20 protein-coding genes and 1 pseudogene are annotated in these 22,340 nt (G+C 57.4%); 12 read left to right on the plus strand and 9 right to left on the minus strand.

Annotated features, from left to right (window positions below; genetic code table 11):
* Positions 1–209 precede the first annotated feature (209 nt).
* Entirely contained in the window at positions 210–638 is a 429-nt protein-coding gene (cdd, locus tag VO84_RS19365; protein ID WP_058189440.1) for a cytidine deaminase, read from the plus strand.
* A gap of 12 nt (positions 639–650) precedes the next feature.
* On the plus strand, positions 651–2,036 hold the full coding sequence (locus VO84_RS19370) for a thymidine phosphorylase (protein ID WP_058189441.1): 1,386 nt from the start codon (positions 651–653) through the stop codon (positions 2,034–2,036).
* A gap of 1 nt (position 2,037) precedes the next feature.
* On the opposite strand, the gene VO84_RS19375 is transcribed toward VO84_RS19370, so the two are convergent.
* Positions 2,038–2,478 (minus strand): pyridoxamine 5'-phosphate oxidase family protein, encoded by a 441-nt coding sequence (locus VO84_RS19375; protein WP_197414133.1) that lies wholly within the window; start codon positions 2,476–2,478, stop codon positions 2,038–2,040.
* A 158-nt stretch (positions 2,479–2,636) separates the two neighbouring features.
* On the opposite strand from VO84_RS19375, the gene VO84_RS19380 reads away from it, so the two are divergent.
* From VO84_RS19380 to VO84_RS23410, 3 genes and pseudogenes are all read left to right on the plus strand, one after another.
* Positions 2,637–3,890, plus strand: a complete 1,254-nt coding sequence (locus VO84_RS19380; protein WP_058189899.1) for a NupC/NupG family nucleoside CNT transporter — start codon at positions 2,637–2,639, stop codon at positions 3,888–3,890.
* A 36-nt stretch (positions 3,891–3,926) separates the two neighbouring features.
* A pseudogene (locus VO84_RS23405) lies at positions 3,927–4,283 on the plus strand (DUF4238 domain-containing protein); the annotation flags it as partial.
* Positions 4,284–4,534: 251 nt separating this feature from the next.
* A complete protein-coding gene (locus VO84_RS23410) occupies positions 4,535–4,933 on the plus strand; it encodes a DUF4238 domain-containing protein (RefSeq protein WP_157440018.1) in 399 nt (132 codons plus the stop codon).
* A gap of 35 nt (positions 4,934–4,968) precedes the next feature.
* Here the strand turns inward: VO84_RS23410 and VO84_RS19390 are convergent, their stop codons facing one another.
* Both VO84_RS19390 and VO84_RS19395 read right to left on the minus strand, forming a co-directional pair.
* Positions 4,969–5,235 (minus strand): DUF2277 domain-containing protein, encoded by a 267-nt coding sequence (locus tag VO84_RS19390; RefSeq protein WP_058189444.1) that lies wholly within the window; start codon positions 5,233–5,235, stop codon positions 4,969–4,971.
* 3 nt (positions 5,236–5,238) lie between these two features.
* On the minus strand, positions 5,239–5,526 hold the full coding sequence (locus VO84_RS19395; RefSeq protein WP_058189445.1) for a PQ-loop domain-containing transporter: 288 nt from the start codon (positions 5,524–5,526) through the stop codon (positions 5,239–5,241).
* 55 nt (positions 5,527–5,581) lie between these two features.
* Here VO84_RS19395 and VO84_RS19400 point away from each other — a divergent pair, with 55 nt between their 5' ends.
* The 4 genes from VO84_RS19400 (at position 5,582) to VO84_RS19415 (ending at position 8,743) form a co-directional block, all read left to right on the plus strand.
* Complete coding sequence (locus VO84_RS19400; RefSeq protein ID WP_197414134.1) at positions 5,582–6,490, plus strand: hypothetical protein; 909 nt, start codon at positions 5,582–5,584, stop codon at positions 6,488–6,490.
* Between the two features lie 89 nt (positions 6,491–6,579).
* Complete coding sequence (locus tag VO84_RS19405; protein WP_058189447.1) at positions 6,580–7,461, plus strand: purine-nucleoside phosphorylase; 882 nt, start codon at positions 6,580–6,582, stop codon at positions 7,459–7,461.
* Positions 7,458–8,129 carry a uridine kinase family protein gene (locus VO84_RS19410; RefSeq protein ID WP_058189448.1) on the plus strand — a complete coding sequence of 224 codons (672 nt, stop codon included), beginning with the start codon at positions 7,458–7,460 and terminating at the stop codon, positions 8,127–8,129. Before VO84_RS19405 ends, VO84_RS19410 begins: the two co-directional genes overlap by 4 nt.
* A gap of 101 nt (positions 8,130–8,230) precedes the next feature.
* Positions 8,231–8,743: a DUF2062 domain-containing protein gene (locus VO84_RS19415; RefSeq protein WP_082662217.1), complete on the plus strand. Its 513-nt coding sequence runs from the start codon at positions 8,231–8,233 to the stop codon at positions 8,741–8,743.
* Between the two features lie 57 nt (positions 8,744–8,800).
* Here VO84_RS19415 and VO84_RS19420 read toward each other — a convergent pair whose 3' ends face one another.
* Positions 8,801–9,745: an aldo/keto reductase gene (locus tag VO84_RS19420; RefSeq protein WP_058189450.1), complete on the minus strand. Its 945-nt coding sequence runs from the start codon at positions 9,743–9,745 to the stop codon at positions 8,801–8,803.
* Positions 9,746–9,781: 36 nt separating this feature from the next.
* The gene (locus tag VO84_RS19425) at positions 9,782–10,705 is read right to left on the minus strand and encodes a S1/P1 nuclease (protein ID WP_058189451.1); all 924 of its coding nucleotides are present in this window, start codon (positions 10,703–10,705) and stop codon (positions 9,782–9,784) included.
* 470 nt (positions 10,706–11,175) lie between these two features.
* Here VO84_RS19425 and VO84_RS19430 point away from each other — a divergent pair, with 470 nt between their 5' ends.
* Positions 11,176–12,039: a GvpL/GvpF family gas vesicle protein gene (locus VO84_RS19430; protein WP_331458453.1), complete on the plus strand. Its 864-nt coding sequence runs from the start codon at positions 11,176–11,178 to the stop codon at positions 12,037–12,039.
* Positions 12,040–12,137: 98 nt separating this feature from the next.
* Here the strand turns inward: VO84_RS19430 and pgsA are convergent, their stop codons facing one another.
* A complete protein-coding gene (gene pgsA / locus VO84_RS19435) occupies positions 12,138–12,785 on the minus strand; it encodes a CDP-diacylglycerol--glycerol-3-phosphate 3-phosphatidyltransferase (RefSeq protein WP_058189452.1) in 648 nt (215 codons plus the stop codon).
* 149 nt (positions 12,786–12,934) lie between these two features.
* Positions 12,935–14,212, minus strand: a complete 1,278-nt coding sequence (locus tag VO84_RS19440; RefSeq protein ID WP_058189453.1) for a Glu/Leu/Phe/Val family dehydrogenase — start codon at positions 14,210–14,212, stop codon at positions 12,935–12,937.
* Positions 14,213–14,708: 496 nt separating this feature from the next.
* Between VO84_RS19440 and trpE the strand changes: the two genes are divergently transcribed.
* A complete protein-coding gene (trpE, locus tag VO84_RS19445; protein ID WP_058189454.1) occupies positions 14,709–16,208 on the plus strand; it encodes an anthranilate synthase component I in 1,500 nt (499 codons plus the stop codon).
* A 115-nt stretch (positions 16,209–16,323) separates the two neighbouring features.
* Positions 16,324–17,349 carry a sugar phosphate isomerase/epimerase family protein gene (locus VO84_RS19450; protein WP_058189455.1) on the plus strand — a complete coding sequence of 342 codons (1,026 nt, stop codon included), beginning with the start codon at positions 16,324–16,326 and terminating at the stop codon, positions 17,347–17,349.
* Positions 17,350–17,409: 60 nt separating this feature from the next.
* On the opposite strand, the gene VO84_RS19455 is transcribed toward VO84_RS19450, so the two are convergent.
* Together VO84_RS19455 and VO84_RS19460 are read right to left on the minus strand one after the other, a co-directional pair.
* Positions 17,410–18,957 (minus strand): Gfo/Idh/MocA family protein, encoded by a 1,548-nt coding sequence (locus tag VO84_RS19455; protein ID WP_231738097.1) that lies wholly within the window; start codon positions 18,955–18,957, stop codon positions 17,410–17,412.
* Between the two features lie 245 nt (positions 18,958–19,202).
* Entirely contained in the window at positions 19,203–22,241 is a 3,039-nt protein-coding gene (locus VO84_RS19460) for a glycosyl hydrolase 115 family protein (protein WP_058189457.1), read from the minus strand.
* Positions 22,242–22,340 lie beyond the last annotated feature (99 nt).

A 22,340-nucleotide genomic window follows, 5' to 3' on the forward strand; every position in this document is an offset into this window, starting at 1 on the left:
CAAGTCACGATGTAAGAAAGGGCAGAAGGCGCAAATTGGGGTAACGTCTCAATTTGTAATTGCTTTGAAAGGGCACGGCTTTAGCCGTGCCGAAAAGAACTCCAAAAACTTCTGGGCTTTAGCCCCTGAGGTAGTTTCTTCAGACTGAGATGTTATGTAGATTGGAGAACCCTAATTTGAACCGCCCATTGTGCTAGCCTCAAATTCTCATGATGAGTGCGGAGAACACACAAGCAATGGGAGCAGAGCTGGAACTGCTGATGAAGGCTGCGCGCCGGGTGGCGCAAAATTCCTACTCGCCCTACTCGAATTTCAAAGTTGGAGCAGCACTGCTGCTCTCAAACGGCTCCATAGCCACCGGCACAAACGTCGAGAACGTCAGCTACGGCCTCACCTTCTGCGCGGAGCGCTCAGCACTCGTGCGCGCCATCGCAGAGTTCGGCCCCGCAATTCGGATCAAAGCCGTCGCCGTCGCGAATCTCAACGATGCCCCCAGTCCTCCTTGCGGCGCCTGTCGCCAGATGCTCGCTGAGTTTGCCGAACCCGATACGTCCGTCGTCTTCCCATCCATCAACGGCCCGCGCACCATGACGTTCTCTGAGCTGCTGCCCAACTGTTTTGATATGAAATTGAAGTGAGGCACGGTTCCAATGAGTAGTAGCACCGAAACTCCCCTCCACGCAGTCGATCTCATCCGCAAGAAGCGAGATGGCGAAACACTCACTGCGCGCGAGATCCAATTTCTCGTTACAGGAGCAGCAACCGGATCCATTCCACAGGAGCAACTTACCGCCTGGCTCATGGCCGTTTGGCTGCGCGGCCTTGGGCTGGATGAGGTGCGCGCCCTCACCCTTGCTATGCGCGACTCCGGAGAGAAGTTCGACCCGCACAGCCTCGGTAAGGTTGCAGTCGATAAGCACTCCACCGGCGGCGTAGGCGACAAGACCAGCTTCCTCGTCGCGCCCCTCGCTGCGGCCTGCGGCGTAGCCGTTCCCATGATCAGTGGCCGCGCTCTCGGCCACACCGGTGGCACGCTGGATAAATTGGAATCCATTCCCGGCTTCCGTACAGCGCTCTCGCTCGCCGAATTCGAATCTGTCCTCCGCAAATGCGGCGCATCCATCGTCAGCCAGACACCAAAGCTCGTTCCCGCCGACCGCGTTCTCTACGCCCTGCGAGACCGCACCGCCACAGTCGAAAACGCCGGCCTCATCTGCGCCTCAATTCTCAGCAAGAAGCTCGCCGCAGGCCTGGACGCACTCGTGCTCGATGTCAAAACCGGTTCCGGCGCATTCCTCCGCAACTACAAGGACGCAGAGTTCCTCGCCGCACTCATGGTCGCCACAGCAGAAGCCGCCGGCACGCGCACCGTGGCGCTGCTCACCGATATGGGTCAGCCCCTCGGTTACACCGCCGGAAACTGGATCGAGATCGCCGAGTGCATTACACTCCTGCGCGGGGAACGGCCCTCAGCTAGCGAAGACCTGCGCGAGCTTTCACTCATTCTCGCCGGATGGATGATCCATCTCGGTGGCCACGCTCCCTCCGCAGAAGCTGGCTACCGATCCGCCGAGCGCGCTCTCGCGAAAGGTTCCGCGCTGACCGCATTTCTCAAAATGATCGAAGCGCAAGGCGGCGACCTTAGCGTCTTCAACGATCTCAAAGCCTCGCACAAACCCGCCGCAACCACAGTCCTCGCAGCTTGGGACTCCGGCTACATCGCAGAGATGGACACCACCGCAATCGGCTGGGCCGTGCAGCGCACCGGCGCAGGCCGAGAGAAAGCAGGCGAACCGGTCGATCCAAACGCAGGCATCGAATTCCACGCCAAACGCTGCGCGCACATCGAAAAAGGCCAGCCGTTCGCTACTCTCTATGGCACAAGCCGGGCGCACCTGGCGGAAGCCGAAGCATTACTCCGATCCGCAATACACTTCTCACACGAGCTGCCGCCCGCAACGCCGCAGCTCGTGAGCCGCATCTTTACCGCAGAAAATGCCCAGGCTCGTCTCATCGCAGTCGGCAGCGGTACGTAAATTAACCGCCCGCCCGCTCTTCCATCGGAAATGTGAACTCCGCAATCAACGGCGGTCTCTGCTCATAATCGCTGTACCGTATCCACAGGGGCCGCACTGCAATGTAGGCGATCTGAGGCCATTCCAGATGTGCCCGTCCCTCCGGCCAGACAGTAAAGTATGTTTCCAGATAACGCTGTCGTTCGCTGCCCGTCACTTCCGCGGCGATTCCCTCAAACTGCACCGTCTGTTCGCCGCTCCACCCCACAACAAAGGAACACGCGGGCCTCGCGGACAGGTTTGCATATTTGCGTGAGGACTGAAGCGTGTCGAAAACAATCTCCAGATCAGGAGTGACTGCAATGCCCATCAGAGCCGATTGCGGCGCGCCTGCCGAGGATATGCTCGACAACACTCCCAGACGGAATTGCGCCATAAAGGAGTAAAGGTCTCTTCGGTTCATCTGCCGCTCCGCAATAAATCATGACTTTACTCTAGTCTTCTCTCGCCTCCATGCAAATCGCAGGGGGCAAATCCATCGCTATGCTGTAAGGTAATCGGAAAGCCTTTCTTGTGTTGTTCAGCGTCCGGCTCACGGGCGCGGTTCAGGAGAAAACGAGTTTGGATCGATTTACAGGCATTCTGGGGATTCTGGCCGTATTAATCGCGGCTTGGCTTGGTTCCACCAACCGCAGCAGGATTCGCTGGCGCACCGTAATCTGGGGCCTGGGCCTGCAAGTGCTCTTCGCCTTCTTCGTGCTCAAGTTCAGTTTCGGCCAGCAGTTCATGACCTGGGCCGGTGGCGTGGTCAACAGCATGCTCTCCGCCACCACCGCAGGAACGCGCATCCTCTTCGGTGAGCTCGGTCTTCCCAACGCCGGAGCCTTCGGTAAGCTCATCGCGCCTGCATCGGGATCCATCTTCGCCTTCCAGGTCCTACCCACCATCATCTTCATCTCCGCCTTCTTCGCGGTTCTCTATCACATTGGCGTCATGCAGATCATTATCCGCGCGCTCGCCTGGATCATGCTCAAAACCATGCGCATCTCTGGCGCGGAAAGCATGAACGTGGCCGCCTCTATCTTCATGGGCCAGACCGAAGCTCCGCTCACCATCCGCCCGTTTCTCTCCAAGGCCACGCGCTCTGAGCTCATGACCATCATGACCAGCGGCATGGCGCACGTCTCCGGCGGCATCATGGCCATGTATATCTCGCAAGGCGTCGAGGCCCGTCATCTTCTCTCCGCCGTCATCATGACCTCGCCCGGAACCATCCTCATGGCCAAGATGCTCGTCCCGGAAACCGAAAAGCCCGCCACGGAAGGCAAAGTCGTCATCCCCAAAGACGAGCAGCACAAGGACGAGAACCTCATCGGAGCCATCGCGCGCGGAACCATAGACGGAGGCAAGCTCGCCCTGAACGTGGCCATCATGCTCATCAGCTTCCTCGCGCTCGTCGCCCTGCTCGACATGCTGCTCGCATGGGTCCACACGCACATCGGCTGGTTCCCATCCTCGCTCGGCCAGATCCTCGGCTTCGTCTTCGCCCCCGTCGCCTGGCTCATCGGAGTGCCCTGGCATGACTGCCTCGCCATCGGCAATCTCCTCGGCACGCGCATGGCGCTCAATGAAGTCATCGCCTACATCCAGCTCGGTACAGAAAGAGCCACACTTTCGCCTCGCGCCTTCACCATCGCCACCTTCGCGCTCTGCGGCTTCGCAAATCTAGGCTCCATCGGCATGCAGATCGGCGGCATCGGCGCGTTGGTTCCCGAACGCCGTAACGACCTCGCCAAACTCGGCATCCGCGCCATGCTGGCCGGCACCATGGCCAACTTAATCAGCGCCTCAATCGCAGGAATGTTTCTGGGGTAGCTCGAATTGAGCGAGAGATAAGAGTTTGAGGGAGCGATGAAATCCCATACCGTTCCGAAGCGGCTCCTTCGGCAATTCGCTTATCTTGAAGCGTCTACGAGATCGGACCGCTTGTGGAGATATGAGAAGGACAGAGCACCCTACTCTAAGGCTTCGCCAGATACGGCAACAAGGATTGATGGCCATTTCGCTGATCCAGAAGATGCGGCAATAGAGGCTACTATCGAGCGACGGCTCGCATATGAAATAGAAGATCCTGTCAATCAGTTCATTGCGAATTTTTGTGATCCATTATTTGCAATGAACGATGAGCAAAAGCGAAAAATGACTAGGTATGTGACTCTTCTATTTAATCGTTCTATAGCTAGGCGCAATGCCACGCAGCATCTACTAGAAATCAGGAATAACGCGTTAAATCACTTTCTTTCAAATGAAATCCAGCTTGAGACTGTCGCTGCTCACTGGAATATCGACGCTTTCTTTAAGGGATTGAGGTTTGGTCGGCTAATAACAAGAGAAGACGTAGGGATTAGAGCACGGGAATTTGTAGTTGCAAATACGTCTGGCAGAGAAGCGCAAATGTGGTACGCACAAGGAACATTGCGGGCGATTGCTGGTTTTGATGAAGTATTGTTCAGGGGAGAATGGCGTCTTTATCCTCAGAACCGGATGAGACATTTTTGCTTTCAGACACACCAGTTATCACTTGGAACAGATTGGAGTCTGGAGAGCTGGCGTATGGGGTTGGATTTCACACGACCAACGTTGAGGTATTTTTGCCAATATCGCCAGCTACTTGCTTGCATATCCTTTCCAACGTTGATCGCACGCGTAGAATTGCAAGCCCGACGGTAACTGAAATCAATATTGCAGAAGCTTCTTTTGCATATAATGCCTGTTTCGCAAATCAGTTCAGTCAAGAATTAGATGTGATTGTTCAACAGCATATTTCAACTGTCAGGATTGGTGAAAATGCATTTACTGTGTTTCATCGAAATTATGAAAACACAATTTATGACATCCTAATGGGTAACGGGCGGTAGCTTGAGCCTCCTCGTATTTCGAATTGAGGTCGCGTTCATCCAAATCTCGCTTCACCCCGCGCCTTAGCCTTAGCCATCTCTTCTTCCCGATTCCGATGCGGCGCATTCGTCTCCATCGCCCCAAGCAGCCTTGCCGAAGCCGCAGCAATCTCACTCACCGCAGCATCAAACGCAGTCTCATTCGCCTTCGAAGGCTTAGCAAACCCACTGATCTTCCGCACAAACTGCACAGAAGCCGCGCGAATCTCACACTCCGTCACCGGCGGATCAAAGTTGAACAGCATCTTGATATTCCTGCACATCCTTCATGCCCTCCCTTCGCGTTGCATCCGCTTCATCCGATAAAAAGCCGTCAGCAGCGTCACCGTCCCGCAGCTTAGCAAACTCGCACTCATCCCCAGAATCAGCGACCAATCATGCTCGAAAACCCCATGCACAATACCAATCACTTGCAGCAGACTAAAGCCGCCAAACGTAATCAGCGAAACGCCCTCATCGGTCTTCTTGCGCCACACCGCAATCACCTGCGGCACAAACAGCAGCGCATTGCACACCAACCCCAGCCCAAAAATCACCGTGATGATCTCTCGCACTCGTCACTCTCGCTCTCTTCCTCAATAATCCCACCATCAGAACCAACTAATCAAAATGCGGCGCATCCATGTACTGGTGTGTCGCATGTCGTATTACGCGGTGATTCCATTGGCAATAGCCGCGATGCTATCCGCAACTCCCGCATTTTACGCGCAGAATTCCGCGCAGGAATCGCAGCCCGGCGCCCCCGGCAAAAAAGACGCCGTCGCGAAGCCGCCTGTACCCGTGCCGCCAGGACCCGTGCCGGCAAAGGGAATCAAGCCCGCTCCACCCACTCCCATCGCCGAGCAAAAAGACACTCTGAACGAAACCGGCAACTGGAACCCCCAGTGGGACGTCCTCATTGAGGAAAATCTTCCCCCGGAGATGCTCTCTCCCAGTCTTGGCAAAGCCGTAGGAGCCTATTGCCCACGTTTTTCCTCGCTGCCTGACGTCGACAAGCGCGCCTTCTGGGCATATCTCTTCCAGGCCCTCTCCGGTGCAGAGGCCGGCCTCAAGCCCACCACAAACGTTCGCCATACCGATCCTGCTGTAGCCGTGCCCGACAAGGTCAGCCACCGCATGGTCCGTAGTGAAGGTCTCCTTCAGCTCACCTATGAAGACTCCGAGCGCTATGGGTGCGATTTCGATTGGAATCACGACAAGCCTCTCGCGGCGCACGACGCCGGCAAGACCATCCTGCAGCCCAGGAACAATCTTCTTTGTGGCATTCGAATCATGAAAAACCAGCTCGTCGATCTCCACGAGCCCCTGCTTACTCCAAAGAGCTACTGGTCCACCCTGCGCCCAGGCACTCACAGTTACCGCGTCTTCGCCAAGCAAATGGCCAACGCCCCAGTAGCCTGCGGAGCGAAAGAGCCGCGCAGCCCGCGCCGCACGGACGAAAACGTCCGCGTTGCCAAAGCTACTGTACCTGCCAATCGCTCGACGTCCTCGCAAGGCTCCCACCCCGGCTCGCAATAGCGCCCGCGGTCTCCAATTTCCCCCGCCCAGCTCTCGGCTCCACTCGTCCACAATCGCTCTCTCCCGGCCAAACGATTAAAGTATTCACAATGAGTTCTGTTTACTTCGATCAAGTCTCAGAAGCCGCAGCATATCTGCAATCCAAACTCGGCGCCCCAAAGCCGAGTCTGGCCCCAAGCGTGGCCATCGTCCTCGGCTCCGGCCTCGGCGCAGTCGCAGACTCCGTCGAGAACCCCATCTTGATCCCCTACGGTGAAATCCCGCACTTCCCGCAGTCCACAGTCGAAGGCCACTCAGGCCGCATCGTGGCCGGCAAGCTCAGCGGCACCCCCGTCATCGTCATGCAGGGCCGCGTCCATTTTTACGAGGGCTACACCCCGCTCCAGGTGACCTTCCCCATGCGCGTCCTCGGCCTCGCTGGCATCCGCACCGTCGTGCTCACCAACGCCGCAGGCGGCATCGCCCCCGGCCTCAGCATCGGCCAGCTAGTCGCGCTTTCAGATCACATCAACGCTCTCGGCTTCAACCCGCTCACCGGACCCAATGAGCCGCGCTTCGCCATCACCCCCAAATCCGGCTTGCGCTTCTTTGACATGACCGAGGCCTACTCGAAACCGCTCCGCACCCTCGCGCAACAAGCAGCCCAACAGGAAGGCTGGACCCTAGAAGAAGGCATCTATCTCGCCACGCCCGGCCCCAGCTTTGAGACCCCCGCGGAAATCCGCGCCTTCCGCACCCTCGGGGCCACGCTCGTCGGCATGTCCACCGTGCCTGAGACCATCGTTGCCCGCCACATGGGTATCGAAGTTCTCGGCATCTCCTGCGTCACCAATCTCGCCGCCGGCCTGGGCGCAGCCCAGCTCAGTCATGAAGAAGTCTTCGAAGCCGGCCGCCGCGTACAACACCGCCTCGCCGGCCTCCTCAAGCGTCTCGTCCCCACCATCGCCACAGGAATCTCTTCGAAACAGTGAGCCAGCCCGCACCTCAATCCGACCCATCCTCGCTCAAGCCCGCCGTCCGGCCAGTCGTTCTCGGCATCGCCGGCTTCTCTGGCTCCGGCAAAACCACCCTTGCCCGTGAGCTCGCCCGCGCCTTCAACGGCATCCATTTCCCGCTGGATAACTACTATCTCGACCTCGCCCACCTGCCCCCGGCAGAACGCGCTCATCAAAACTTCGACGATCCCGCGCTCATCGAAAGCCCACTCCTCGCCGCGCATGTCGCAGCGTTAGCCCGCGGAGAAACCATCGAGCGGCCGCTCTACGACTTCGCCACGCACACCCGCGTTCTCGACCGCACAGAAACCATCCACCCCGCTCCGCTGCTCATCGTGGAAGGCCTCTTCGCTCTCGTCTACCCCGATCTCCTGCCGCTCTACCACCTGCGCGTATACGTGGAAGCTGCAGAAAATCTCTGCTTCGAGCGCCGCCTCCGCCGCGACATCCTCGAGCGCGGCCGCACCGAGGACTCCGTTCGCCGCCAATACGCGGAGACCGTCCATCCCGCGGCTCTAGCCTGGGTGCACCCCTCTGCATCTCACGCGCATCTCATTCTTGACGGCACTGAAGACCTTGATTTCAAAGTCGAGCAGGTGGTCTCTTCATTGCGTCAGCGTGGTCTCTTCGCTTTTCCGGTCTGAACTAGACGCAGGCGCCGTGTTCCCATCTTGATTCCGGTCACGAAAGATTCACTGCGCCTTGAGGCGTAATTCATCAGAAAATCACTACGTTCTAAACAGCGATGCGCATATTCATACCCAATTGGAGCACCCTCAAGACGCAAATAGAGCGGATCATGCGGCAGGGAATCAGTCCCCGCCGGCTCGCCCTCACGCTTGCGTTGGGTTTCGCACTGGGTTGCATTCCCGTCATCGGAATTCCCACGGCCCTATGCGCCATGGTCGCTCTGCTCTTCCGGCTCAATCTTCCCGTCATGCAGGCGGCCAACTATATCGCCATGCCCTTCCAGTTGGCGCTCATCGTGCCTCTGGCCCGGCTCGGCGTCTGGATTAGCGTTTGGATTGCTCCATTCGCAGCACACCGTGCAATCGACCTGCAGGTACTGACGCACTCACCGCTGGAGTTATTCCGGCATTCCTCCGGTCAATTGCTCAGGCAGCTCGGCTTTCTTGCCGGCGAAGCACTTCTGGCTTGGCTTCTTGTCGCCATTCCCGTAGTTCTGCTGCTCACCGTAGCGCTTACCAGCGTGTTGCGCCGCGTTCCAGCGCTGTGCGCGCCACAGACTGCCGAGTAGAGAGAATCGTCAGCAAATCTTCCTCTTCAACGAACTGCTCCAGGTGCTGGCTAGCTGTTATGCCGGTTTAACGCGTGGAATGAAACCCGGAACTCCAGTCTTCACCACGTCATTCAGTCTCTGCCTCGTCTCAATGCGATTGATCTCGTCAAACGCGTCTTCCGGCAGAGTCGCGATATCAAAATTCTCTCGCGCCCGTGCTGAGGTTTTAGCCGTAGTCAGCACAGCGGTGCCGCGCTGCACCGCCCATGCCAGCAGCACCTGCGCCGGTGTCTTTCCAATGCGTGCCGCAACTGCCAAAATGACCGGATCTTCGAGCGGCCCCGGCTTCATGCCATGTCCCAGAGGCGCAAAAGCCAGAAACACAATGCCTTTCTCTTTGCAGAAATCTACAAGCTCCGTCTCCGGCAGATACGGATGAGATTCCACCTGGACCGCCGCCGGCTTGATTCGTGAGGATTCGTAGAGAGGCAACAGTTTGTCCAGGGTAATGTCAGACAGTCCTATGGCCCCGCATCTGCCGTGGTCCACAAGGCTTTCCATCCCCTTCCACGTATCGAGCAGCGTAGTTTCTAGGTCGTAAAGAATGTCTCCGTTTTGATCCCGCGGATCCTGCTCATCTCCCGCTTGAAATGCAAACGGAGTGTGGATGAGGTAGAGATCCAGGTAGCTTAGCCTCAGCCTTTCCAAACTCGCCGCAAAGGCAGGTTCTACACGATCCGGCCGATGATTGGAGTTCCACAGCTTTGTGGTAACAAAGATCTCCTCACGTGCAATGCCTCCAGCGGCAAGTCCCGCCTGCAAAGCCTCGCCAACCTCGCGCTCGTTCCGGTATCGCTCCGCACAATCGAAGTGCCGAAATCCGGCTTCCAGCGCATCTTTGGTCGCGCTTATCGTCAAGGCTGGATCGGGAATCAAGGTGCCGAATCCGAGCGCAGGCATCTCGCCCCGCCCGTTGCTGAGCGGCATTCTCGTCAAACGAAGATCGGTAGATTGAGTCATTGGGATGCCCTCATTATTTTGTACTCTGCAGGCAGGTCAATAATTAGGCTTCGGCACTGGCTGCGCACTGTCCACCCATGCCGTGTAGATCATATCTCGCAGCATGCTTGCTCCCGCCGCCAGGCGCTCAGCGGTAAAGTCGCGCGATTCCGCGCTGCCTGTTCCGGTAAATCCACCCGCCTTTTCTAACTGGTATACCTTCTCCACGTACGTCGCCGAATGGCGGATATAGGCCACATACTGGTCAAAGATATCGCCATCAATCACATGGGCCGCAGTAAGTTTTGATTTTGCACCGGCATCCAGTTCCTGCTCATTGGCCTTCACGAAATCACCTTCAAACTGCCAATGAATCTTATGATCGGTTGTATAGCCGTTGGGGTTCGGCCCCGTCCACCCGTTGTACTGGATCGTCGTATGGAGTGGTTGTGAGGCATCGCCCACATAGTGTCCCAGCCACCCGGCATAAAACAGCACGGATTGCTCCACTTCGCGCGTGGACTTGTGCTCTGCTGAAAGCTGGCGATACGTCCGCAGCGCCGCCTTCAGTCTCTCCCACACCTCCGTGGCTTCCCACGGCTGCAATCCAATCCTGCTCGGATTCTGCCCGGCAGCATACACCTTGGCCAGAAAGTCGAAGCGCCGATGCGGCAACGGCCCAAGCGCGTCCGCAGGCTCCAGGTCGATGAAGTGCTCCGGTGCCTGTGCGCTATTCAGCTCCGGTTCTGCGGACGAGCGCCAGCGATCCGGCTCCGGACCGAGGTATTCGATCAGCGAGACAGCTTCCTTCGAGCGCAGAAACTCCGGAACGTCGGAGGGCAGGGAAGAAGCGGCCAGTCGATTCACCATGCGATGGCCTTCATCGCCCCATGCATGGGCGGCAGGCGGCGCAACAAGAGCAAGGGTGAACGCAGCAAGCGCAGGAAGCGCAACGAAAGAAGCGGAGCGGAATGCCAACATGGGGAAAGTATACGAGGCGGCACGGAGAGTTATTTAAAAATTGGTTGTACCGTGCCATCTGGATGAGTGCGCGTAGCACGGGTAAGTTGCGCCTTTATGGCTCAGTGATCTCGCGATTCTAAACCTTGCCTTGCCTGATTTTCTCCAGCAGAACGCCTCGCGCGGCGGGCGAACATTCGAGTCAGGTGAACTGCCAGCCGACAGTCTGTCTGAAGCTTTCAAACCAAAGTAACATTGAAATTTCCACAACAAAAGTTCAACCAATTGTCATTTCGATCGGATTCATACAAGATATTTCATTCGATGAAGTTATATTTTTATATTACCAACACAATTTTGCACTTTTGCGCTACCAATTCCAAAGTGGGCTAAGACGGACATTGCAAGTTGTATTTCGGAAGGGCTAGTATTCGCATAGTTTCGACCGGGAATCTAGAAATCTTTCAGTTGGACCCGGCAGTGTGTGCTGTGTGCAGTTTGTTCCCGCAGTTCAGATCAGCGCGGCGGAATCCATGGCCGCGGGGGGTGTTTCTTATATGGCGTGGTATGCCTACTGCATAGGTGAAAAGCAAGCATTTCCAGAGTTGGCCAGGCATCGCAAACCAGTTCCTCTTGAACAAGTTCACGGGGTCAGTGGCAATCAGGTTTTCCTTTACCCGGCAAGTGATCTCGCAATCGTCGTCAGCGAGCATAATCCGGCAGAAAGCTTCAATCAGCGATCAGGAATCGATCATGCAAGAGTGATCGCGGACTGTTTTCAGCATTCCACTATTCTTCCTTTCCGATTTGGCACCGTTTTTGAGTCCGACGATCTCCTTCGCAAATCCATCCGCTCCAATCAGCGCCAGTTTCAGACGAATATTGATAAGGTTCGCGGTAAAACCGAGATGCACATCAAGATCCTCGTCGACGATTGCTGTACAGGAGCCCTCATCGGCAATCTTCCCACCGAAGGAGTTGGCCGCGAATACCTCACCAACCTGCGCGAGAATGCCACCCGCCAGCGTGAGCGCCAGACCCGTGGCCGTGCAGTCAGCTTCCAGATGCGTCGCCTCTTCAATCCGCTCGATGAAGAGGTCACCTGCCGCCTCACGGAAAACGGCAAAATGATCCTCGACGTCTCACACCTGATCGAACGCAAGTACGTCGAGCGCTACCAGAACAAGTTCGCCACCACCGCCGCGTCCATGAAGGAGTGCCAGATGCAGATCTCCGGTCCATGGCCTCCATATCACTTCGTCCACCGGCTCACTCGCGCAAACCACGCGCCTGCGCATGCACCGGCAGCAATGCCCGTCTCAAAAACTGCCGAGCCCGTTCCCGCAATGGCATAAAACGAGTTTCTAGCTCAAATCAAAAGCCCTCGCATAACGCGAGGGCTTTTGATTTGAGATCCCTGGCTCCTAATTCCTCTGGTCCCTGTGGGAACGGGCTATGTTCCCGCCTTCTGCGTATCCTTCTGCCGGCTAAGCACAAAGCTGCTCCGCCGGTTCTTCGATGCCCGATCGATCTGTTTCCAGAAGCCCACAAAATAATCAATCGCTGAAATCGTCGAGACGCCCACGGTAAAGTACATGCCGGTAATTGCCGTCCATTTCACCGGAATAACAATCAGTCCCAGCTCCCACTGAAACCAGCGGTGCGAGAGAATCGCCGCTACCACTGAGACAATCTGAAGCACCGTCTTCAGCTTGCCCAGGTCGCTCGCCTGAATCGTGAAACCTTCAGACGCCGCAATCGACCTCAGCCCCGAGATCAAAAACTCGCGCCCGATGATCACCACCGCAATCCAAACCTTCACCACCTGAGGCGTGTAGGCCACCAGCGCAATCAGCGCCGCTGTCACCATGATCTTGTCCGCCAGCGGATCCAGCAGCATTCCCAGCGTTGTAATCTGCCCGCGCTTCCGCGCCAGATAGCCATCCACGCCGTCGGTAATCGAAGCCAGGATGAACAGTACCGCGGCGGCAAGCTCCTGCCAGCCTTCCGGCCCCTGCCATGGAAACTTGCTCGAAAGAATCCACAGCAGCAGCGGGATCATGACGATCCGGCTCATCGTGATGGAATTAGGCAGATTCACGCGAATTCTCTAAAAAATTGCCGGAAGTTGGGCCATTGCCGTGCTGAAGCTACATCTGGCCACAGTTACAACTATATGCTCCTACCGTGCAGGTGAAAAACGGGCAGCCCTTGCGGGCTGCCCATCTTATTTCCATCTCTACATCCACTTCAGGCGTAAATCCCTCTCTGCCGGATCGTAAACGCCACGCGATCAATCGCCAGCATATACGCCGCAATGCGGTTATTCACATTGTGCGACTCCGCATAACGCAGCACATCCTCAAAGCTGGCCCGCAGAATCGTCTCAAGCTCCTCATTCACCCGGGACTCCGGCCAGAAGTAGCCCTGCCGATCCTGCACCCACTCAAAGTAGCTCGCCGTCACGCCGCCCGAGTTGGCCAGAATATCCGGCACCACAAAGATTCGCTTGTCCGCCAGAATCTCGTCCGCCACAGCCGTCGTCGGTCCGTTCGCGCCTTCCACAATAATCCGCGCCCGCAGCTGCTCCGCATTGCGGCTCGTAATCACGTTCTCCATCGCCGCCGGAACCAGAATCTCGCACTCCTGCGTAATCAATTCATCGCTCGGCGTCGCCTCTGCGCCCTTGAAGCCCAGCGTCGTGCCATTGCGGTACTTGAACTCCGTCAGCTGGTGAATGTCGATCCCGTTCGGGTTGTACAGGCCGCCATCCTTCTCCGCAATGCCGATGATCTTGTATCCGTTCTCCATCAGCAGCCGCGCGCCATTTGACCCGACATTGCCAAAGCCCTGCACAATCACGCGGCAGCCTTCACGCTGCATATTCAAATAGCGCAGGCTCTCGTTGCACGCCACCATCACGCCTCGGCCAGTCGCCTCCGTGCGTCCGCGGCTCCCGCCCATGTTGATTGGCTTGCCCGTCACCACGCTCGTCACCGTCTGCCGCATGTGCATCGAGTAGGTGTCCATGATCCACGCCATCGTCTGCTCATTCGTGTTCATGTCCGGCGCAGGCACGTCTTTTTCAGGTCCGATGAAGTCGATAATTTCTGACGTATATCGCCGCGTCATGCGCTCCAGTTCGCCGCGGCTCATCTTTGACGGGTCGCAGATCACGCCGCCCTTCGCGCCACCAAACGGAATATTCACCACCGCGCATTTCCACGTCATCCAGCTTGCCAGCGCGCGAATCTCGTCCAGCGTTATATCCGGCGAGTAGCGAATCCCGCCCTTCGCCGGCCCGCGCGCCTGCGAGTGCTGCACGCGGTAGCCCGTGAACATATCAATCTTTCCGTTGTCCATCATTACAGGAAAGTGAACAATCACCTCGCGCGACGGCGAGCTCAAAACCTTCCACAGTCCCTCATCCAGGTTCAGCTTGCGCGCCGCAAATTCAAACCGTGCATTCTGCGCTTCCCAGGGATTAATCTCCCGGTCCAGAGTCACAGTCGATGTAAGAGTTGCCATAATCCTTCGTCAAATCCTTTCGCCAGCCGCAACCTGCTGTCGCAGCAAGGCTTGTTAGCCAGAACAGGATCTTTCCTGCTCTCACCGTTTGTAACCACCCGCACAAAACGGGGCGTTGGGTGTGTTATTGAATCAAATCGGCCCAAACCCTGCTGAGTCTAGTCCCCGGATATGGGACAGTCAAGCCATTCGTACCGTCCTGGGCACCTCTCAATAGCTCGATAGATAGATATGTGTCATCCCGACCATAGCCACTCACATCCCACAAAAGCCCGTCATCCTGACCATAGCCGTATTTCAGGCGGAGGGCCGGGGTCCCCGGCAAGCGATCTTTGCTTGCAGGGGTGGAAAGCGAACGACCCGCTTTTATCGTTCCCTGACCTGCCACAAGGGCCGGGTGCCCCAGGTCTCGATTTTGAGACCTGGGATAGCACAACAGTTAGTTCAGCTTTCTATCCGCTGTCACCTGTAACCTGACCCCTGTAAACTGTCTTTCGTGAAGCAAGCCACCCCATCCGTCCAACCCTCCCGCAAGGAATTTGTCGCTCTTGCCAAAGAGCACACCCTCGTTCCCGTCTGCCGCCGTCTCACCGCAGACCTCGAAACCCCCGTCTCCGCCTTCCTGCGCGCCGCCTGGCAGCAGCCCGAGTGCTTCCTGCTTGAATCCGTCGAAGGCGGCGAGCAGGTAGGCCGCTACACTTTCATCGGCCTCTCGCCATACAAGCGCATCGTCGCCCGCGGCAACAAGATCGCTATTACGGAAGGCAAACGCACCACCCACATGGAAGGCGACGTCTTCACCGTCCTCCGCGACGCCCTCAGCGGCCACAAACCCGCCCGCCTCAAGGACCTGCCGCCCTTCACCGCTGGAGCCGTCGGCTTCTTCGCCTACGATGCCGTCCGCCTCATCGAGCGCCTCCCAAATCAAGCCAAGGATGAGTTAGGCGTCCCCGACGCCTGCCTGCTCTTTTTCGATGAAGTCCTCGCCTTCGATCACGTCCGCAAAGAAATCTGGCTCGTCATCACGGCAGACGTAACGCTTTCCAGCCCCGCTGATGCCTACGAAAAGGCAGTAAAGCGTCTCAAGCGCCTGGAAAAAAGTCTCGCCCAGCCGCTGCCCAAACTCAAGGCCGCAAAACACTCCGGCAAACTCAAAATCAAGCACCGAACCCGCAAGCAGGACTTCCTCGCCGCCGTCGAAAAGATCCGCGAGTACATCGCCGCTGGCGACGTCTTCCAGACCGTTCTCTCGCAGCGCTTCGATATCGAGCCCGGCATAGACACCTTTCAGGTCTACCGCGCACTTCGCACCGTCAACCCCAGCCCATATCTTTACTTCCTGCGTTTCGCACTGGAGGGAAACGAGGCGCTTGAGATCGCTGGTTCTTCACCGGAGCTGCTGGTCAAGGTCAACAATGGCAAAATCGAGTACCGCCCCATCGCCGGCACCCGCCCTCGCGGAGTCACGGAAGAGGCCGACGACGCTCTCGCCCGCGAGATGCTAGCCGACGAAAAGGAGCGCGCCGAGCACGTCATGCTCGTGGATCTCGGCCGCAATGACGTAGGCCGCGTCTCAGACTTCGGCTCCGTCAAGGTCGACAAGCTTATGTACGTCGAGCGCTACTCGCACGTCATGCACATCGTCAGTAAAATCGAGGGCAAACTCCGCTCCGGCCTCACCGCTGTAGACGCCCTCCGCGCCTGTTTCCCAGCCGGCACGCTCTCCGGCGCACCCAAGGTTCGCGCCATGGAAATCATCGAAGAGCTTGAACCCGCCCGCCGCGGCGTCTACGGCGGCGCAGTCCTCTATGCCGACTTCTCCGGCAATCTCGACTCCTGCATCGCCATCCGCTCCCTCAGCGTGAAAGATGGCAAGGGAGCAATCCAGGCCGGCGCAGGCATAGTAGCCGACTCCGTCCCCGAACTCGAATATGAGGAGTCCATCAACAAATCCCAGGCCGTCATCCGCGCCATAGAACGCGCCCGAGAGCTCTAAAGCAAATCATCACGACGGCCAGAATACTCCGGCTACGCGGAATGCTCCGCGCCTCATTTGTACAGGCATGGCGATCAGAGTCTGCGTGTGCGCTATGCTGGGATCACGGAGGATTATGCAGAGCGAAAACTCGTTTTGGAACCGGCGAGATTTACTGAAAATAGGCGGCACATCCGCGGCGGCTTTGGGCCTGGCGGGGACAGCGGCTGTCCCGATACAGGCAGAGCAAGCGCCTGCGACACCTGCGGGTACGCCGCCGGATACACCCTATCCCAAGCTGTCCATCATCACGCCATACTCGCCGCAGAAGCTCGCCTTTGCCGCGCAGGCCGGTTACGAAGGCGTCGTGGTAACGCCGGGTACGGCCTTCAATCCGAACCTGAGCGACAGCGCGATCGATCAGATTCTGGCAACGGCGCGCAATGCGGGCATCCGCATTGTCAGCATTGAGTACTTCGCACCCAACCACACGGATCCCGATGCGGGCAAGCGCGCGGCCGCGCAGGCCGATTTTATTCGCGCGCTGGAATTTGGCCATCGCCTGGGCTGCAAGTTTGTCGGCACCTTCAGCGGTGGGCAGCCGGGCGTCCGGATGGAGGATCAGGCCGCCGCCTTTGCCGATGTCTTCAACGAAAAATATCTCCCTGTATGCGAAAAGCTCAACATCGGGATGGGATGGGAAAATTATCCAACCGGTGTCAATTTCGCGACCACGCCGGCAGCGATGCAGGCCGTTTTCGACCGCGTTCCAAGCAAGCGGTTGGGACTGGAATTCGATCCCTCGCATTTTGTGCGGCAGTACATTGACCCGATCAGTGCGGCGTGGCAGTTCAAAGACCGTATTCTCGCGGTGCATGCCAAGGATACGGAGATCACTCAGCCTATACTGCAGCAGGTGGGCATTGCCGGGCAGGGATGGTGGCGTTATCGGATCCCCGGACAGGGGATTGTCAACTGGGCGGCATTCCTCACGGTCCTGCTGCAGGTCCGCTTCAACGGCGGCATCGCAGTGGAGCATGAGGACCAATTCTGGGATGCACCGCACACCGGGGACCTGGCCGATTTCCCGCAGCAGCGCAAAGACGGATTTATCCTGGCGCGACGTTTTCTGGAACAGTATCTGCCTGGACGCCAGGCATAACCACAGTGAGAGTGCATCCCGGCAGGCTGACGTTTAGTCGGCTGTGCCGGGATGTACACATCAGGAAAGAGCCCAGCCGGAACGGTCTTGCCGCCGTATGAATTGCGTTGCCTCAGGACAGTTTTTCGCAACCATCTTGTGTGCGTCCCACTCGATCTTCTGGCCCGCGCGCAACGACACGCAGCCCAGCAGCATGGTTTCCGTGAGGCGGCCCGCAACGTCAAAACGCGAGTAGCAGATCTCCGGCTTGTTTTGCTTGATGGCAACGAGCCATTCCTGCGCATGGGCAAAAACACTACCGCCGGATTGCTTGCCGTCGCCAGCCTTGCCATAAACGTTGCGCGGAATGCGCTCAGGATATTGCGCCATAGCCGGGTGCTTGGTGTAGTGGAGGAACTTTTCATCCCCCTTCAGCTTCACGAAGAAACTGGTCCCATAATCGTCAGGTGAAAAGACCGCGCCTCCGTCGCCAACCAGCAGACAACCGCTATCGGGAACCTCGCCGAGTAGCGCGACGATGTCAGCGGTGAGCTCGACAGGCGGCTTGTTGCTCAGGTCATGGCCGCCACGGGCTGTGGCGTCAGGCTGGCCGCCGTCGTACCACCACAGCGTCAGCGCATCGTGCTCGATCTTTCGGTAGTGGTGGAAAAGATGCGGATGTTCGAGGGGAATTTCCGCTTTGCGTTTGGGAAAGTCGAAGCGAATTTTGGAACCTACGGGATACGATTCCTTGTTCATCTTTCCGAACGGCATCGCTTCAACTACCGTTGGCGACTCGAGACTCAAAGCGCGAAACGGCATGTTGACCGTGTGGCACGCCATGTCGCCCAGCGCGCCACAGCCGAAATCCTGCCAGCCGCGCCAGTTAAACGGCTCGTAAATTCCATTGCGATCTTTCGGATCACGGCTGCCAACATACGGCCGCATGGGAGCCGTTCCAATCCAGACATCCCACTCCAATGTGGCAGGAACCGGATCTTCTCCGGTTGGACGATCCATTGCCTGCAGCCAGACCGGGCGGTTTGTCCAGACATGAACTTCATGCACCTGTCCGATGAGACCGTCTTGAATGGTCTCCACCGCGCGGCGCAAACCGTCGCCGGCGCTGCCCTGATTGCCCATCTGCGTGACGAGCTTTCTCTCCTTGGCCATTTTCCGCAAATAGCGCGCCTCATAGATGGTCTGCGTCAGCGGCTTCTGGCAAAAGACCGCCTTGTTCCTCTTCATGGCCGCCGACGCCACAATCGCGTGCATATGATCCGGGATCGAGACCGTCACCGCATCGATCTGATTGCCCATCTGGTCCAGCATCTGGCGGAAATCTTTGTAAAACTTCGCGCTCGGATATTTTGCCGTTTGAGTCTGGTAAGACTCTGAACCGGAATCCACGTCGCACAACGCGACAATGTTCTCGCCGGCGCAGGCATCGGTGTCGCTCCGGCCTTTACCGCCGATTCCGATGCAGGCGATGTTCAACTTGCTGTTGAGATTTTGGCCGCGCAAGAACGCCGGCACGCCGAACGCCAGCGCACCGGCGGCCAGAGAACTCGTTTTGATAAATTCACGGCGGTCGACACGAGGGAGCGAGGGATTTTCAGATGTTTTCATTGTGGGCATTTTGGGAATTGTTTCTATACGCAATTAGCATACACACTCGCCGCCGCTCCGGGGAGCAAGATTCCCACAATGCGCGCCTTGGCTATTTCCTGTCTTCCAGTTTTTTCCAATGGCCAGTCTTCTCCAATGGAAGGATGAGACCGAAGGAGCTTGCACGGCGGTTGTTTACAAGGCTCCATTGGGACGTCTTTTGAGGAGGATTCATCCGGAGGCTCGCGCTATCGCAAAGGCAGGTGTCATCTCTGGCTGGCTTTATCGTGTGACGAGCTCAACGAGTTGTAGCTTTCAGGAGGCCCGAGGTAGGACGGCTTAAGCCCGCCAAGGTCGATGATGATTTTCTGAACGGTGATACCAGGATCAACCATCCATACCTTGAGCGTGTGGTAACCAGCCGTTGGGATCTGAACTTTGGCCGACACGGTGCGCGCCTCGTCCTTGACGTTCTTTTCCCAGTCGCTTCCGTTCCACGACGTGCCAGAGGCAACTACAGTCGTCGGCACACCTGTCACCATGATTGGCTTCTGATCGTCGATGGAGACGGCAAAATGCAAATCCCGGCCTGGAATGAAAGCGAGATTAGGCGCAAGAATGCTGTAGAGGCTCGCCTCGCCTGCTGTGAAGAAGTAGGTCTTGTATTCGAGATGCGGTGCACCTTTGGCGGGCTCCAGAGGGCCAAAATTAACGGGTCCCTGTACGCGCATCGCAGAAAGGGTGCGGCCGTAGTCCTGCACTCGGATCCACTTTAGTTCGCCCTGATCCGTCTTGCCCGTGTAGTGTTCAGGCTCGATCGAAACTAAGCCGTCGTCTTCCACGAAGCCGGTCAGCGTGCCGCGGGTGATGTCGGGAGCAGAAACGGCATCCACCTTCACAACGACGGTTTCGTCTCCGCCAGCAATCCGGATGCTTCCCGAAACCGCGCCTTTCGGAACCTTCGACCAATCGATGCTAATCCAGATGCGTTCATCCTTGGCGACAGAACCTTTGCTCGCGGACGCAATGATCCACGAATCGCTGGGAGTGACGGTGTATTGAACGGTGCCCTTGCCCCGATTGAACACGTCAATAAAACGTCGTTGCTGCGCAATGGAGTTGAACCGCGGCAGCAAGGGCTCTCCCTCGCCGCCTGGCCACGCTGCCGCGGAATTTTCTACCGCGACGCCCAGAGTCGGAGGATTCGTCGCAGGAACCTCGGTTAGATGTATCTGATCCATGGTGGGGGTTCGCGGTTCAGGCCAGCTGGTGTACCCAATGTGGACGTCATCCTGGAAATGATCCCACTTGCCGCCGGCAAATGCGGTGTTGAAATACTTCATCAACTCGGCGTCCCTGGCGTAGTCTCTGCGAGCCATGTCAGCAAAGTCGTTGGCGCTGACCCGGCCCTGCTGCGCGTAAAGAGCATTCCTGGCGCCGGCCATGTACATCTCGTTCAGGTTGGCTCCAGCCGTCACCGGAAAGAGCACCAGTTCGTAAAACGCATCCTGCTCTTCCTTCGGTAACAGCTTCGAAACTGCTTCTGCTCTGGTGGCTAACGCGTTGTAGTCGGCCGCAACTCTCTCTGCCTCGCTGTAGTCGACAGCGCTATAGGTACTCGCGGTCAGGCGTTCAGGCTTGCGCCGTCCGTTGTACTTCGTATAAAGGGTCATGATGTCGGCGATTTCGCCAGCACACTCGGGGCCAAATTCTCGCGTAGCCCAAAGACGCGTGTATTCGCGCATACTGTCGTTCGTCCAGCGGTTGAAATTCCAACCCAGGTTCAGCCAGTAATCGGTCGCAAATTCGATGTTCTTGAACTTGCCAACGTTGACCACCCAGATGCGATCGGCGCCGTATTCCTTGGCAAGGGACATCTGATCCCAGATTCGGGGAATAGGGCTGGTGTTGACCCAGCGGTAGTCGGTGGGACCCCCGTGGTAGTCGAAGTGATAGTAAATACCAGCACCGCCGGAGCGTTTGCGCTCTTCCTCGGTGGGAAGACGGCGAATGTTCCCGTTATTGTCCTCAGCCCAGAGGAGGGTCACGTCGTCGGGAGGGTGAAGTCCGCCGGTATCGTAATAGTTCTGCACTTCCTTGTAAAGCGCCCATACCTGGGGAACTTTAGTGAGATCGGGATTCACAGTTTCTGCAATGATCTTGCGTTGCGCGGGAATGATTTTGTTCAGCAGGTCGATAGCCTGATCCGTGCCCCGAACCATTTCGGAGTCATTCTCGCCGCGAAGACCTATCGTGAGGATGCTTTCGAAACCCTTGTTGCGGACGAGGCCTTCTCGCCAGAATTTTTCCAGAGTGTCAGGGTGTGTGGCGTAGTTCCACGGTCCGCCGGTCACGGAGCGGGGCAAGCGGTCCCACTCTTTTTGAGCGCGAAGCATGGGTTCCTGATGGGAGGTGCCCATGACGATTCCATACATATCGGCAGTGGCTGCGTTCGCCGGGTCATCTTCATTGAACGCGTTATTCCACATGGCGGGCCACAGGAAATTCCCCTTGCATCGAAGCAGCAGCTCAAAAACATGCGAGTAAAATTCGTGACCGTAATTTGCAACACCGGCGGGTATGATCGGCCCCTTCGAAGGGTCATTGTTTGGAGGGATATCACCGTACTTGGCGTGGATGTAGCCGGAAAGGGATGGTGCTTCGTCGTTGAAAAAGATGCCGCGATATTTAACGGAAGGCTCGCCTACGGAGAATTTGCCGGCTTTAATGTAGAGCTCGGCATGTTTTTTGGCAGGCACATCGGCCCAGTAATACCACGGTGATTGGCCGGACTCCTCCGAAAGGTCATAAATGCCATAGATGGTGCCGCGCTTGTCGGAACCGCAGATGACCAGGGCCGAATCAACCCCCGGCAGCGGATTGCGAACCACCTGCGTAAAATAAGATTCCCATTTGCCCTTGGTCGCGGACACGTCGATTTTTCCCGCGGCAATCAACCGGTCGATGATCTCGCTCTTGCCGATAGTGCCGATGATGATCACGTTGCGGCCTGTAAGCTCGCCGCCGGAGATGACCTTAGGCGTCCTGCCAGTCACATCCCGGATGTCATTGGAAAGGTCGTTCGCAGCTCGGAGAACCCCCGGCCAATCTTTTGGATCGACGTAGATCTTCGCCGTGGTATTCGCGTCGACTAGCGTGAAACCGCCCCGAACTGGTGAGAATTGGACGTATTGCTCCTGGCCCAAAGCCCATGCAAGCTGCGCGCCTGGAAGGGAAGCGGCTACGACGAGCACAAGAAAACTGGCAGCCCTCGCTGCGCGGTTGGAAAGAGTAGACGGAAGCATCTTCGACCTCAAACAGAATTCCACTTCTCAGCGGCCTTGGTGACTCCAGGATCGATTTCCGCGAAAAGCGTCATGACACGGAGTATATGCAACTATCCC

Source organism: Occallatibacter gabretensis (assembly GCF_001449115.1).
Taxonomy (GTDB): Bacteria; Acidobacteriota; Terriglobia; order Terriglobales; family Acidobacteriaceae; genus Telmatobacter; species Telmatobacter gabretensis.